12 protein-coding genes and 1 riboswitch are annotated in these 13,456 nt (G+C 71.9%); of the genes, 8 read left to right on the top strand and 4 right to left on the bottom strand.

The window, feature by feature from the left end; genetic code table 11:
• Positions 1 to 51 precede the first annotated feature (51 nt).
• Positions 52 to 858 (top strand): GntR family transcriptional regulator, encoded by an 807-nt coding sequence (locus P3T37_RS11800; RefSeq protein ID WP_280723487.1) that lies wholly within the window; start codon positions 52 to 54, stop codon positions 856 to 858.
• A 17-nt stretch (positions 859 to 875) separates the two neighbouring features.
• Here the strand turns inward: P3T37_RS11800 and P3T37_RS11795 are convergent, their stop codons facing one another.
• Positions 876 to 1,598, bottom strand: coding sequence for a 4'-phosphopantetheinyl transferase superfamily protein (locus P3T37_RS11795; RefSeq protein ID WP_280723486.1), 723 nt, complete (start codon positions 1,596 to 1,598; stop codon positions 876 to 878).
• A gap of 219 nt (positions 1,599 to 1,817) precedes the next feature.
• Here P3T37_RS11795 and P3T37_RS11790 point away from each other — a divergent pair, with 219 nt between their 5' ends.
• The 4 genes from P3T37_RS11790 (at position 1,818) to P3T37_RS11775 (ending at position 6,628) form a co-directional block, all read left to right on the top strand.
• A complete protein-coding gene (locus P3T37_RS11790) occupies positions 1,818 to 2,099 on the top strand; it encodes a DUF3311 domain-containing protein (RefSeq protein ID WP_280723485.1) in 282 nt (93 codons plus the stop codon).
• Positions 2,096 to 3,724 (top strand): sodium:solute symporter, encoded by a 1,629-nt coding sequence (locus P3T37_RS11785; protein ID WP_280723484.1) that lies wholly within the window; start codon positions 2,096 to 2,098, stop codon positions 3,722 to 3,724. The genes P3T37_RS11790 and P3T37_RS11785 overlap by 4 nt, the downstream gene beginning before the upstream one ends.
• 152 nt (positions 3,725 to 3,876) lie before the next feature.
• On the top strand, positions 3,877 to 4,623 hold the full coding sequence (locus P3T37_RS11780) for a histidine phosphatase family protein (protein WP_280723483.1): 747 nt from the start codon (positions 3,877 to 3,879) through the stop codon (positions 4,621 to 4,623).
• Positions 4,624 to 4,912: 289 nt separating this feature from the next.
• The gene (locus P3T37_RS11775; RefSeq protein WP_280723482.1) at positions 4,913 to 6,628 is read left to right on the top strand and encodes a ricin-type beta-trefoil lectin domain protein; all 1,716 of its coding nucleotides are present in this window, start codon (positions 4,913 to 4,915) and stop codon (positions 6,626 to 6,628) included.
• Positions 6,629 to 6,665: 37 nt separating this feature from the next.
• Here P3T37_RS11775 and P3T37_RS11770 read toward each other — a convergent pair whose 3' ends face one another.
• From P3T37_RS11770 to P3T37_RS11760, 3 genes are all read right to left on the bottom strand, one after another.
• Positions 6,666 to 7,397, bottom strand: a complete 732-nt coding sequence (locus P3T37_RS11770; protein WP_280723481.1) for a YafY family protein — start codon at positions 7,395 to 7,397, stop codon at positions 6,666 to 6,668.
• Positions 7,398 to 7,413: 16 nt separating this feature from the next.
• Positions 7,414 to 8,364 carry an alpha/beta hydrolase gene (locus P3T37_RS11765; RefSeq protein ID WP_280723480.1) on the bottom strand — a complete coding sequence of 317 codons (951 nt, stop codon included), beginning with the start codon at positions 8,362 to 8,364 and terminating at the stop codon, positions 7,414 to 7,416.
• A gap of 72 nt (positions 8,365 to 8,436) precedes the next feature.
• Positions 8,437 to 9,276: a TetR/AcrR family transcriptional regulator gene (locus P3T37_RS11760; RefSeq protein WP_280723479.1), complete on the bottom strand. Its 840-nt coding sequence runs from the start codon at positions 9,274 to 9,276 to the stop codon at positions 8,437 to 8,439.
• A gap of 247 nt (positions 9,277 to 9,523) precedes the next feature.
• Here P3T37_RS11760 and P3T37_RS11755 point away from each other — a divergent pair, with 247 nt between their 5' ends.
• The 3 genes from P3T37_RS11755 (at position 9,524) to P3T37_RS11745 (ending at position 13,430) form a co-directional block, all read left to right on the top strand.
• Positions 9,524 to 9,913: a nitroreductase family deazaflavin-dependent oxidoreductase gene (locus P3T37_RS11755; protein ID WP_280723665.1), complete on the top strand. Its 390-nt coding sequence runs from the start codon at positions 9,524 to 9,526 to the stop codon at positions 9,911 to 9,913.
• Between the two features lie 77 nt (positions 9,914 to 9,990).
• Positions 9,991 to 10,503 (top strand): GNAT family N-acetyltransferase, encoded by a 513-nt coding sequence (locus P3T37_RS11750; RefSeq protein WP_280723478.1) that lies wholly within the window; start codon positions 9,991 to 9,993, stop codon positions 10,501 to 10,503.
• A gap of 193 nt (positions 10,504 to 10,696) precedes the next feature.
• Positions 10,697 to 10,837: riboswitch (cobalamin riboswitch) on the top strand.
• Positions 10,838 to 11,024: 187 nt separating this feature from the next.
• A complete protein-coding gene (locus tag P3T37_RS11745; protein ID WP_280723664.1) occupies positions 11,025 to 13,430 on the top strand; it encodes a ribonucleoside-diphosphate reductase subunit alpha in 2,406 nt (801 codons plus the stop codon).
• Positions 13,431 to 13,456 lie beyond the last annotated feature (26 nt).

Genomic DNA, 13,456 nt, shown 5'->3' with positions numbered 1-13,456 from the left:
ACGAGGTAGCGGGATCATCGACGGGTCCTGCGAGGAGCGGAGAAGCGGCCCATGAGCAGCGACGGGGGCACCACGGCCCAGCTTCGGGCGAACCACCCCCAGCCGGGCAACCCGCCCGTACCGGCCGGCCCGGGCGCCGACCCGGCGACGGCGCGGGTACCCAAGTACTACGGACTGAAGCGACACCTGCTCCAGCTCACCGAGACCCAGCCGGCCGGTACCCCCGTACCGCCCGAGCGCGCGCTCGCCGCACAGTTCGACACCTCGCGCACCACCGTCCGACAGGCGTTGCAGGAACTGGTCGTCGAGGGCCGCCTGGAGAGGATCCAGGGCAAGGGCACCTTCGTCGCCAAGCCCAAGGTCGCCCAGGCCCTCCAGCTGACCTCCTACACCGAGGACATGCGGGCGCAGGGCCTGGAGCCCACCTCGCGGCTGATCGAGGTCGGGTACGTCACGGCCGACGACCGGCTGGCGCCGCTGCTGGACATCAAGCCGGGCGGGCGGGTGCTGCGGATCGAGCGGCTGCGGCTCGCCAACGGGGACCCGATGGCCATCGAGGTGGCCCACCTCTCCGCGAAGCGCTTCCCGGCGCTGCGGCGCAACCTGGTCAAGCACAACTCGCTCTACACCGCGCTGCGCGAGGTGTACGGCGTGGTGGTGGCCGAGGCCGAGGAGACCATCGAGACCACGCTGGCCAACCCGCGCGAGGCCGGGTTGCTCGGCTCCGACCTCGGACTGCCGATGCTCCAGCTGGCGCGGCACTCCTTCGACGCCGAGGGGGCGCCGGTGGAGTGGGTCCGCTCGATCTACCGCGGCGACCGGTACAAGTTCATCACCCGGCTTCAGCGGCCGAGCTAGGCCGAGCTAGGCCGGGTTCAGGAGGTGACGGCGGCCAGGCGCGCCAGCAGCGCGTCGCCGTCGTGCTCGTGGATCTCGCCGAGCGGCGCGAGGGCGGCCAGCGAGCCGGCGTACCCCTTGCCCGGGTCGACCCGGTAGAGCCAGGCCTGCACGCCCGAGCGCACCGGCCCGGTGAACGGCTCGCCGCCGGTGGGCGGGTCCAGCTCCACCTCGGTCATCGGCTTCATCAGCCCGGTGCCGAGGGCCTTGAGCACCGCCTCCTTGGCCGTCCAGAGCCGCAGGAACGCGTCGGCGTAGGCATCCCCCGTGTGGGCGTCCAGCCAGCGCTCCTCGTTCGGGGTGCACGCGAGGCCCGCCATCCCCTCGGTGATCCGCTTCTGCTCCAACGGCTCGACGTCCAGGCCGATCGGGACGCCGGTGGCGATCCCCACGCCCACCCGGTCGCCGGAGTGGGTCACGGTCAGCTCCAGCGTGCTGTCCGCCAGGCGCGGCCTGCCGTGCGGTCCGCCGCAGTCGTCGCAGCGCCGGTCGATGGGGAGCAGTTCCGGCGGCGTACCCGTCCGCTGGGCGAGGGCGGCCCGCAGCAGCAGGGCCGCCGTCACCGAGCGGCGCCGTTCCGGCTCGTGGCGCAGCCTGGCGCCCTTGGCGCGCTCGTCGTCGGAGAGCAGGTCGAGCAGCGACTGCGGGAGGTCGGCCGGAGTGGCCCACCAGATGTGGGTGGCGTTCGGTTCCACGGGCATAACAGCACGCTATCCGCTGGCAGTTGACGCTGCACCCTCGAACGGATGTCCAGTCGATGAGATCCGCCACGTAACACTGGTGACAGCGGGCCGTCCGGTGCCCTACATTCCGTGCCATCCATGCCGATCACCACGGGCGCTGTTCGGCGGGCGTACTGGCCCGATGCCATTGCGCTGCGGCGCTGTTGGGGATCCCCTGCCACCCGCCGGAGTCGCCCGATGTCCATCGATCCAGACGCGCCGCAGGCGCCCCCCGGCCCACTACCGGTGATCACCCCGCCCAGGGTGCTGGCCGCGGTGTGCCTACTCGTACCGATCGTCGCCGAGCTGTGGGTCTCCTCCTACGCGCGGCTCACGCCACGGTTCGACGGAATCCCGTTCTTCTACTGGTACCAGCTGCTCTGGGTGCCGCTGTCGGCCGTCTTCACCGTCTCCGCCTATCTACTGATCACCCGTGAGGAGCGGCAGCGCAAGGCGCTGCGGGGAGGTGGGCCGCGATGAGCCACGGCGTCAACGTGACCGCTCTGACGGTCTTCCTGCTCTTCTTCGTCGCGGTCACCGTGATAGGCTTCCTGGCCTCGCGCTGGCGGCGCGCCGGCGACGCCCAGCACCTGGACGAATGGGGCCTGGGCGGCCGGAGTTTCGGGACCTGGGTGACCTGGTTCCTGCTCGGCGGCGACCTCTACACGGCGTACACCTTCATCGCCGTCCCCGCGGCGGTCTACGCGACCGGCGCGGCGGGCTTCTTCGCGGTGCCGTACACCATCATCGCCTTCCCGCTGGTCTTCGCCTTCCTGCCGCGGCTCTGGTCGGTCGCCCGGGTGCACGGGTACGTCACCCCCGCCGACTTCATCCGCGGCCGGTACGGCTCCAAGGCGCTCTCGCTCGCGGTGGCGCTGACCGGCATCCTCGCCACCATGCCGTACATCGCGCTCCAACTCGTCGGCATCCAGGCGGTGCTGGACACCCTGGGGGTCGGCGGCGGGGCGAACGCCAACTGGTTCGTCAAGGACCTGCCGCTCTTCCTGGCCTTCGCGGTGCTGGCCGCCTACACGTACTCCTCGGGTCTGCGGGCGCCGGCGCTGATCGCGTTCGTCAAGGACACCCTGGTGTACATCGTGATCATCGCGGCGGTGCTCTACATCCCGCACCGGCTGGGCGGATTCGGCCACATCTTCGACACCGCCGCGACCAAGTTCAACACCAAGGGCGCGAACGGCAAGCCGATCGGCTCGATGATCATCGCGCCGAAGGCCCAGTGGACGTACGCCACGCTCGGACTCGGCTCGGCGATGGCGCTCTTCCTCTACCCGCACTCGGTGACCGGGGTGCTGGCCTCCAAGTCCCGCAACACCGTGCGCCGCAACATGGCGATCCTGCCGGCCTACTCGCTGATGCTCGGCCTGCTGGCCCTGCTCGGCTTCATGGCGATCACCGACAACGTCAGCAAGGGCGCCAAGGGCTTCAACAGCCAACTCGCCGTGCCGCAGCTCTTCACCGACATGTTCCCCTCCTGGTTCACCGGCGTGGCGTTCGCGGCCATCGGGATCGGAGCGCTGGTGCCGGCCGCGATCATGTCGATCGCGGCGGCCAACCTCTTCACCCGCAACGTGTACAAGGAGTTCATCAAGCCGAACGCCACCCCGGCCGACGAGACCAGGGTCGCCAAGATCGCCTCGCTGCTGGTCAAGGTCGGCGCGCTGGTCTTCGTGCTCGGCATGGACAAGCAGGTCGCGATCAACCTGCAACTGCTCGGCGGGCTGTGGATCCTGCAGACCTTCGTCTCGGTGGTCGGCGGCCTGTTCACCCGCTGGTTCCACCACTGGGCCCTGCTGGCGGGCTGGGCGGCCGGCATGGTCTACGGGACCTGGAAGGCCTACGGCCTGGCCTCACCCGCCACCAAGCACTTCGGCGGCAACTCGGCCCCGATCCCCGGGATCGGCCAGATCGGCTACATCGGCCTGACCGCCTTCGTGCTGAACCTGGTGGTGGCCGTCGTGCTGACGCTCGTGCTGCGGGCCGCGAAGGTCACCGACGGGGTCGACGAGACCTCGCCGGGCGACTACAGCGCGGAGCCGAGCGACCCCGAGCCCACCGGTGCGCCCCAGCCGGTGGCGGCGCATTAAACGCTCCGTCGCGCGCCCTGTGATCGCGCCGCCACCTCCCTCAACACTGGGAGGTGGCGGCGCGATCATTGTCATGGACCGTTGTGCACCCGTGCGCGCCGCACGTCCGGTCCCGGACGCCAGACACAGCCGAAGCAACGGGGAGCACCGCCATGGCAGAGCTGAGCAGCATCCTCAACGGGCACCAGCAGCGCAGCGGCGCGACCCTGCTGCCGTCCGTCCTGATCACCACCCGGCACGGCGAGAGCGCGGCCAACGTGGAGTTCCAGCTCGCCGAGGCGACCGGCGCGCTGACCGTGCCGATCACCTGCCGGGACGCCGACATACCGCTCTCCATGCAGGGGCAGGCCCAGGCCCAGGCCCTGGGCCGCTGGTGGGCCGCCCTGGCGCCCAGTGACCGGCCCCGGGCCGTCTGGTGCTCGCCCTACGTCCGGACGGCCGAGACGGCGCGGATCGCGCTCGCCCAGGCCGCCGGGCTCGGCGCGGTGCCGGTCGGGCTCGCCGTGCGCTACGACGAGCGGCTGCGCGACCGCGAGCTCGGCATCCTGGAGATGCTCACCGCGGCGGCGATCGAGAAGCGGCACCCCGAGGAGGCCGCCCGGCGCCGAAAGATGGGCGAGCTGTACTACCGGCCGCCGGGCGGCGAGAGCTGGTCGGACGTCGCCCTGCGGGTGCGGGACTGCCTGCGCGACCTGTGCGTGGAGGAGGCCGGCCGGCCCGTGCTGCTGGTGGCGCACGACAACGTGGTGCTGATGCTGCGGTACGTGCTGGACCGGCTCACCGAGGAGCAGCTGCTGGCGCTCGACGCGGTGCGCAACTGCTCGGTCGGCGTGTGGCGGGCGGGGTACGACCGGCTGCTGCCCGAGCTGTGGAACGAGACCGGGCACCTGGACGGCTGAGCCATCTGGTCGGTCCGGCCGCGCACCCGCTGGGGAGTCGGGTGCGCGGCTTTCTGCTGCTCCTGTGCCGGCCGGCTGCTGCCTTTCTGTGGGTTTCTATGGGTTTCTGTGGCCTTCTGCTGCCTCGGGCCCGCTCTGACGCCTCCATGACATGCGCAATCGTGCGCGGTTTGGCGATTCTATTGACATGAATACGCAGCAACGCTGCACTGGTTGCGCACCAGACCGCTCGGAACATCCCCCCCGACCACTTCCCCGGCGCCTTCACGGCCGCCCGGAAGGAGCCTCCGTGCCACCGGTTCGCAGCACTCTGCGCCGCCTGCTCAGCACCACCGCACTGGCCGCGCTCGCCCTCTCCGCCCTCCCACTGGGAACGGCAGCAGCCGCGCCTGCCCAGTACATCGCCCCGCAGCCCGAGGCCGCCTCCTCACAACTCCTCGCCCCGACACCGCCGATGGGCTGGAACGACTGGGCCCACTACCAGTGCGGCATCACCGAGCAGACCATCACCTCCAACGCCGACGCCCTGGTCAGCACCGGCCTCGCCGCCAAGGGCTACACCACCGTGACCGTCGACGACTGCTGGATGGCCGGCAGCCGCGACAGCGCCGGCAACCTGGTCGCCGACCCGGTCAAGTTCCCGCACGGGATGGCCTGGTTGGGCAGCTACCTGCACGACCGGGGCCTGAAGTTCGGCATCTACGAGGACGCCGGCTCGTCCACCTGCGGCGGCTACCCCGGCAGCGGGCAGCCGCAGGGCGGCGGCGCCGACCACTTCGCCCAGGACGCGGCCACCTTCGCCTCCTGGGGCGTCGACTACCTCAAACTGGACGGCTGCAACGTCTGGGCCGCCCCCGGCCAGACCCAGGAGCAGTCCTACCGCCAGGCCTACGACGCCCAGTCCGCCGCGCTGCGCGGCAGCGGACGCGACATCGTCTTCTCCGAGTCCGCCCCCGCCTACTTCCAGGACGCCGAGTGGGGCAACCCGAGTTGGTTCTCGGTCCTGGGCTGGGTCGGCCAGGACGGCCAACTCTGGCGCGAGGGCTGGGACATCGCGACCTACGACGCGACCAAGCCGAACGCCTCCCGGTGGAGCTCGGTGCTCTCCAACTACGGCTACAACCGCTGGATCGGCCGCTACGCCCACCCCGGCAACTGGAACGACCCGGATTTCCTGATCGCCGGTGACAGCGGCCTGACCGCCGACGAGTCGCGCAGCCAGGTCGCCCTCTGGTCGATGATGGCCGCGCCGCTGATCCTCTCCTCCGACGTCTCCGCCCTCTCCCCGGCCGCCGTCGCCGCGATCGGGAACAGCGACCTGGTCGCGGTGGACCAGGACAGCGCGGGCCACCAGGCCGGCGTCGTCTCCAGCACCGCGACGACCGACGTGCTGGCCCGCCCGCTGGCCAACGGCGACCGGGCGGTGGCCGTCCTCAACCGGTCCTCCTCGGCGCGCTCGATCAGCACCACGCTCGCCTCCGTCGGCCTGCCCGGCTGCACGGTCAGCGCCAAGGACCTGTGGACGGGCGCGAGTTCGACCACGTCCTCGGCTCTGACCGCCACCGTGCCGGCCCACGGCACGGCCGTCTGGCGGCTCACCGCGCACGGCTGCGCGGCGGCCGTCCCGACCGGCCAGCTGACCGGCAACGGCGCCAAGTGCGCGGACGACTCCAACAGCGCCACCACCGACGGCAACCCGGTGATCCTCTACAGCTGCACCGGGAACGCCAACCAGCGGTGGACCCTGAGCGCCGGCAACACCGTCCAGACCATGGGCAAGTGCCTCACCGCGTCCGGGACTTCAGCGGGCTCCTGGGCGGTCCTGTCGTCCTGCTCCGGGAGCAGCGGTCAGCAGTGGACCGCCCAGCCGGACGGGACCCTGGTGAACGCCGCGTCCGGCCTCTGCCTGGACGTCTACGGCGGCGGCGCCGCCGACGGGACCCGGCTCGACACCTGGACCTGCGGCACCGGCCAGGCCAACCAGGCCTGGTCCCTGCCGATCTGAGCTCCGGCCCTCCTACCGCCGGCCGCGCGGCACCCCACTACCGCGCGGCCGGCACCACCGGCGCCAGTGAGGCCAGCGTGGTGGGCATCACCGCGCCGGCGGCGGCCGAACCGAGCAGCAGGCCGGCCAGGTCGTGCGGCGGCGCCTGCTCACCGGTCGGAGCCGCCGCCGTGATGCGGTCCAGCCGGAAGCCTCGGCCGGCCCGCCGAGTGCGGCACCAGGCGATGAGGTACCACCGGCCGTCGGTGGTGAGCAGTCCGGCCGGTTCCACGACGCGGTCGCTCTCGCGCCCTGCCGCGTCGGCGTAGGACAGGTGCAGCACCATGCGTTCGGTGAGGGCCTGTTCCACTGCGGTCCGGATCGACTCCGCGGTCCGAGCCGGCAGCGTGACAATCCGCGCGGCGAGCTCCTGGGCCGCCACCGAGGCGGGACCGGTCATCGAGGCCGCGATCTTCTGCGATGCCGTACGGGCCGCACCGGCGTAGGGGGCCGAGGCGTCGGCCATGGCAAGCGCGGCGACCAGCGCCGAGGCCTCATCGGCGGTGAACCGGATCGGGGGGAGCGTCATCGCCGGGTCGATCGACCAACCCCCGCCTCGCCCGGGCGTGGTGCGCACCGGGACACCGGCCTCCATCAGAGCCTGAAGATCACGCTGCACCGTCCGCGCGGCGACCTCGAACCGCGCGGCGAGCTTCGCGACCGTCACCGGCCGCGGCGCCGCCGCGCGCAACTCCTCCACCAGCGCATACAGCCGAGCAGTGCGGTTCATGAGGCTGACGGTACCGTCACGCGGCGGCCAGGAACTCCTGCGTACGCCGCAGTTCGCGCTCGGCGACGGTCAACGGGAACAACGTGAAGCCGTGCATCGCGCCGGCGACGACGCCGAGTTGCACGGGCGCCCCGGCCGCCTGCCACCGCCCGGCCAGAAAGAGCGAGTCGTCCAGCAGCGGATCCTCGGTCCCGACGACGATCCGGGCGGGCGGCAGGCCTGCCAGGTCGGCGAAGAGCGGCGAGACCTCCGGGCCGCGACGCTGCTCCGCCCCCATGCCCGGCGTGAAGAGTTCGTAACTGCCGCGCAGCGAGTCGGTGTTGGTCAACAGCTGCCTGGACCCGAACGACCGCTGGCTGGGCGTCATCGACAGGTCGTACGGGCCGAACAGCAGGTGGGCGGCCCGGAACGCGCCGGTGATGCCGTGCCGGTCGCGAAGGCGCAGCAGGGTCAGCACGCTCAGGTGGGCGCCGGCCGATTCGCCACCGATCAGCAGCCGTCGGGTACCGAACTCGGTCGCGGCGTGGTCCACCAGCCACCGGGCGGCCGCCTCGCAGTCGTCGGGGCCGGCCGGGAACGGGTGCTCCGGCGCCAGGCGGTAGTCCACGCTCAGCACGGCCAGCCGCGCCTGCACGGCAAGCTGCCAGAGCCGCTCGTCCTGCCCGTCCGCGGAGCCGAACGCCCAACCGCCGCCGTGGATGTGCAGGTACACGCCGTCGACGCGATCCGGCACGAACGCCCGGACCTTCACCCCGCCCGCGACGACGCGGTCCTGGCCCTGCGGCAGTCGTACCGGTGGCGTGTCGCCACCGAGCCGGTTGCGCCGCAGGAGCGCCATCAGGGCCGCGTCCGGCGCCTGCCCGCGCGCTGGACGGCTCGCGGCAGCAGCCGCGAACTGGTCGTTGAATGCCAGGGTTTCGGCGAGGCAGTCCTCGTCCGTCTTCGTCATCTTCGTCATCGTCGTCATGCGTCGACAGTCGCAGCCGACCGCGACAACACCCTGTCACCCTTTCCCGGTGACCTGGGTCACACCGCTGGGTCACATCTCCTTGGGCTGGTCCCCGGCCGGCAGGCCGACGAAGTCGGCCATCTGCTCCACCGCGTGCGCGAAGAACTCGTCGGCCGGATCGGCCGAGCCGGCCAGGTGACCGAAGAGCTCGAAGCTGATCATGCCGAAGAGCTGCGTCCAGGCCACCATCACCCGCGCGAGAGCGGCCTGTGGGAGCTCGGGCGCGTACTGGGCGGCGAGCGCCGCCAACTGGGCCGAGAACACCGGCGGTACGGGCCGGCCGGCCGGGGCCTCCAGGCGCCCGGCGGCCGGGCGGACCAGGTCGAGCAGCGTGAGCGGGAGGCGGACCGCAAGCTCGATGGTCTCCTGCGGCGCGTGGTAGCCGGGCACCGGTGTGCCGTAGATCAGCGCGTACTCGTGCGGGTGTTCGCGTGCCCAGTCCCGGACGGCTCCGCAGAACGCCCGCCAGCAGGGGCGCACCGCCTGCCCGGCCGCCTCGCGGGCAGCGGCCCGGCCGGCGCCCGGCCCGCCCGCTGCCAGCCCGCCCACGGCCGACCCGCCCACCACCGGCTGAGCGGCGCCCGGCCGGCCGGCTGCGGGCTGACCCGCGGCGGCTCGCGCTGCGGCCACCGCCTGCTCGGCGGAGTCCGCGAGGGAGATGTAGGCGTCCATGATCAGCGCGGTGAGCAGCTCGTCGCGGCTCGGGAAGTACCGGTAGAGCGCGGACGAGGCCATACCCAGCTCCCGGGCGACCGCGCGCACCGAGAGCTGTTGGGCCCCCTCCACCCCGAGCTGCCGCCGTGCCTCGTCCTTGATCTCGCGGGTGAGTTCCTCGCGCGCCCGCTCTCGGGCGGTTCGAATCGCTGCCATGCGAACAGCCTGCCACAAATCAGAGCAGCAGACGCGAATCGAAGCACTGCACCGAAACGAGAGCACTGCTCTTGACTCGCATCTCCGGCAGTGGAAGAGTTCAGTGCACCGAAACGAGAGCACTGCTCTCGTTTGAGTTCACCGCTCACCAAGGAGCCCCGCGATGTCCCGGACCCCGGCCTCCCAGCCCGACGCACCGCGCTACATCTACTCCGGCGGCCGCGCCCTACGCATCAGCAACCGCATCATGGTGGCGCTCACCAAGGCCGGCCTCAGCTTCTGGGGCTCGCGGGTGCTGGCCGTCCGCGGCCGCAAGAGCGGGGAGTGGCGCACCACCCCGGTCAACGTCCTCACCCACGAGGGCACCCGCTACCTGGTCGCTCCCCGCGGCCACACCCAGTGGGTGCGCAACCTGCGCGCCATCGGCACCGGCGAACTGCGACTGGGCCGCCGGGCCGAGACCTTCAGCGCCACCGAACTTGCCGACAGCGAGAAGCCGGACGTGCTCCGCGCCTACCTCACGCGCTGGAAGTTCGAGGTCGGCGCCTTCTTCCAGGGCGTCGGCCCGGACGCACCCGACGCCGAACTGCTGCGCATCGCCCCGGGCTACCCGGTGTTCCGGATCACCAGCCCCTGAAGCCCCCTCCCCCCTCCCCTCCGGGGGGAGGCCCACCGCGCCGCCGCCCACCGGCGGCGCCTTGGCACACTGGTCCGATGGACATCCTCATCCGCACCGCCCTCGCCGAAGACCTCGATGCCGCGGGCGCAGTCACCGTCGAAGCCTTCGTGGGCGACGGCCACACCCGACCGGACGCGGACTACGTCACCCTGCTCCGCGACGCCCGCCGCCGCGCCGCGGAGGCCGAGCTCCTCGTCGCCGTCGACCCGGCCGACCTCTCGCGCGGACCGTCCGGGCGGCTCCTCGGCTGCGTGACCTTCGCCGTCGGCGGCACCGAGTGGGCGGACATCGCCACTCCCCAGGAGGGCGAGATGCGGATGCTGGCCGCAGCGGCCGACGCCCGCGGCCGGGGTGTCGGGGACGCCCTGGTCCGCGCCTGCGTCACCCGCAGCCGCGAACTCGGATTGGCCGGAATGGCCTTCTCCACCCGCCCCGCGATGACCGCCGCGCACCGCATATACGAACGCCTCGGGTTCCACCGCAGCCCCGAGCGCGACTGGTACCCGCGCCCCGGCCACCCGCTCTGGGTCTACAGCCTGGCCTTCTGACGGGCCTCGAGACACCCCCGGAACTGCCCCCGCTCCCCCCGATCCAACCCCGATCCGCCCCGAATCCGCACCCGATACACGGCCGATCCGGGGAACCAGAACGGCCACCCCGTCCCCGCCAACAGCCGACCGCCCCGCCATCTGGTATTGGCCCCAACACGGCACGCAACACTACATGTGGTGCTGCGCACCAGGGGTAGCACTACATGTATGCTCACTCTCGCTGTCGACGCAGGGGAACCCGGTGCGAATCCGGGGCTGCCCCGCAGCGGTGAGCGGCCGGTGCCCTATCCGGCCGCGAGTCCGATTACCTGCCGACGGTGTGCCACAGGCTTCCCCGCAGAAGCCTTGCCGCACGACTCAGTTTTCCGGGCCTCGCGGGTGGGCCGGGGATGCCGCCGTTGCGCGCCACCGTTCGAGTGGGCGCGCCGCGCTCCCCTGCCCTGCCCCGCGCCGGTCCGGTGTCTCATTCGCTGCCGTCGCCAGGAGAGAGCGCCTTGACCACCGCTGCCTCAGTCACCCTGCCCGCTCAGGGATCCAGCTCCGACCCCACCGCCAAGTCGGACCCTGGAGCAGCACTCCTGCGCCTGCTGACGGACCGCAGCAGCGACCTCCCCCAGGTGGACCCCGGCCACGTCGCCGCCGCCGCCCTGCGTGGACGCAACGCCGGTTCCGACTTCGCGGAGCTGCGCGGGCTGGCCGTCGAGGCCGCCGCGTCGATGATCGCCGAGGACCCGCAGTACTCGAAGCTCGCCGCCCGCCTGCTCGCCCAGGAGATCGCCGACGAGGCGGTCGGCCAGGGCGCCGTGTGCTTCGCCGCGTCGATCGCGGTCGGCCACGCCGAGGGCCTGATCGGTTCCGGCACCGCCGCGTTCGTCGCCAAGCACGCCGACGCGCTGGACGCGCTGATCGACCAGCGCGGCGACGACCGCTTCGAGTACTTCGGCCTGCGCACCGTGCAGTCCCGCTACCTGCTGCGCCACCCGATCACCCGCAAGGTGATCGAGACCCCGCAGCACTTCATGCTCCGGGTCGCCTGCGGCCTGGCGGTCGGCGACAGCGAGCAGTCGGTGCGCGAGATCGCCGAGCTGTACGCGCTGATGAGCGCGCTGTCCTACCTGCCGTCCTCGCCGACGCTCTTCAACTCGGGCACCAAGCACCCGCAGATGTCCAGCTGCTACCTGCTGGACTCGCCGCTGGACAACCTGGACTCGATCTACTCGCGCTACGCGCAGATCGCCCGGCTCTCCAAGCACGCCGGCGGCATCGGACTCTCCTACTCCCGGATCCGCTCGCGCGGTTCGCTGATCCGCGGCACCAACGGCAAGTCCAACGGCATCGTGCCGTTCCTGCGCACGCTGGACTCCTCGGTCGCCGCCGTCAACCAGGGCGGCCGCCGCAAGGGCGCGGCCTGCGTCTACCTGGAGACCTGGCACGCGGACGTCGAGGAGTTCCTGGAGCTCCGCGACAACACCGGCGAGGAGGCGCGGCGCACCCACAACCTCAACCTCGCGCACTGGATCCCGGACGAGTTCATGCGCCGGGTGAACGCGGGCACCGACTGGTCGCTCTTCTCCCCCGCCGACGTGCCCGAGCTGGTCGACCTGTGGGGCGCCGAGTTCGACGCCGCGTACCTGAAGGCCGAGGCCGAGGGCAAGGCCGTCCGCAGCATCCCCGCGCAGACCCTGTACGCCCGGATGATGCGCACCCTGGCGCAGACCGGCAACGGCTGGATGACCTTCAAGGACGCCTCCAACCGCGCCGCCAACCAGACCGCGGTGGCCGGCCGGACCGTCCACTCGTCCAACCTCTGCACGGAGATCCTGGAGGTCACGGACGACTCCGAGACCGCCGTCTGCAACCTCGGGTCGGTCAACCTGGGCGCGCACGTCGCCGCCGGCGCCACCGCCGACAACCTGCTCGACGCGATGGACTGGGAGCGGCTGGACTCCACCGTGCGCACCGCGGTGACCTTCCTGGACCGCGTGGTGGACATCAACTTCTACCCGACCCCCGAGGCCGGCACCTCCAACTCGCGCTGGCGCCCGGTGGGCCTGGGCGTGATGGGTCTTCAGGACGTCTTCTTCAAGCTCCGGCTCGACTTCGACTCCGCCGAGGCCAAGCAGCTCTCCACGCTGATCTCCGAGCGCATCATGCTGGTCGCCTACGAGCGCTCCAGCGAGCTCGCCGAGCAGCTGGGCCGCCACGAGGCGTACGCGGAGACCCGCGCCGCCCGCGGCCAGCTGCACATCGACCACTTCGAGACGGCCCCGCAGTGGGCGGAGCGCTGGGACGCGCTGCGCGCCACGATCGCCCGCACCGGCCTGCGCAACTCGCTGCTCCTGGCGATCGCGCCGACCGCGACCATCGCCTCGATCGCCGGCGTCTACGAGTGCATCGAGCCGCAGGTCTCCAACCTGTTCAAGCGGGAGACCCTGTCCGGCGAGTTCCTCCAGGTCAACCCGTACCTGGTGCGGGAGTTGAAGGACCTGGGCGTCTGGGACGCGCAGACCCGGGACGCGCTGCGCGAGGCCAACGGCTCGGTGCAGGAGCTGGGTTGGCTGCCCACCGAGGTCCGCTCGCTCTACCGCACCGCGTGGGAGCTGCCGCAGCGCGCGCTGATCGACCTGGCCGCCGCCCGGCAGCCGTACATCGACCAGAGCCAGTCGCTGAACCTGTTCATGGCTGCGCCGACCATCGGCAAGCTCAGCTCGATGTACGCGTACGCCTGGAAGGTCGGTCTGAAGACCACCTACTACCTGCGCTCGCGCCCGGCCACCCGGATCGCCCAGGCCGCCTCCGGCACCGCCCGTGCCGCCGCCCCCGCGCCGGTGTCCGTGGCCACCCCGACCACCCTCACTCCGGAGGAGGAGGCAGCGCTCGCCTGCTCCCTGGAGAACCCCGAGTCCTGCGAGGCCTGCCAGTGAGTACCCCTGACGTTCCCGGCCGCGAG

This window comes from Kitasatospora sp. MAA4, assembly GCF_029893355.1.
In the GTDB taxonomy this organism is placed as follows: domain Bacteria; phylum Actinomycetota; class Actinomycetes; order Streptomycetales; family Streptomycetaceae; genus Kitasatospora.
This window is presented reverse-complemented; position numbering and strand designations above follow the sequence as displayed.

Coding starts and splice junctions, on each gene's coding strand:
- P3T37_RS11790 (WP_280723485.1), top strand. CDS start 1,818: ATGTCCATCGATCCAGACGCGCCGCAGGCGCCCCCCGGCCCACTACCG.
- P3T37_RS11795 (WP_280723486.1), bottom strand. CDS start 1,598: ATGCCCGTGGAACCGAACGCCACCCACATCTGGTGGGCCACTCCGGCC.
- P3T37_RS11785 (WP_280723484.1), top strand. CDS start 2,096: ATGAGCCACGGCGTCAACGTGACCGCTCTGACGGTCTTCCTGCTCTTC.
- P3T37_RS11760 (WP_280723479.1), bottom strand. CDS start 9,276: ATGGCAGCGATTCGAACCGCCCGAGAGCGGGCGCGCGAGGAACTCACC.
- P3T37_RS11765 (WP_280723480.1), bottom strand. CDS start 8,364: ATGACGACGATGACGAAGATGACGAAGACGGACGAGGACTGCCTCGCC.
- P3T37_RS11750 (WP_280723478.1), top strand. CDS start 9,991: ATGGACATCCTCATCCGCACCGCCCTCGCCGAAGACCTCGATGCCGCG.
- P3T37_RS11800 (WP_280723487.1), top strand. CDS start 52: ATGAGCAGCGACGGGGGCACCACGGCCCAGCTTCGGGCGAACCACCCC.
- P3T37_RS11755 (WP_280723665.1), top strand. CDS start 9,524: ATGGTGGCGCTCACCAAGGCCGGCCTCAGCTTCTGGGGCTCGCGGGTG.
- P3T37_RS11780 (WP_280723483.1), top strand. CDS start 3,877: ATGGCAGAGCTGAGCAGCATCCTCAACGGGCACCAGCAGCGCAGCGGC.
- P3T37_RS11770 (WP_280723481.1), bottom strand. CDS start 7,397: ATGAACCGCACTGCTCGGCTGTATGCGCTGGTGGAGGAGTTGCGCGCG.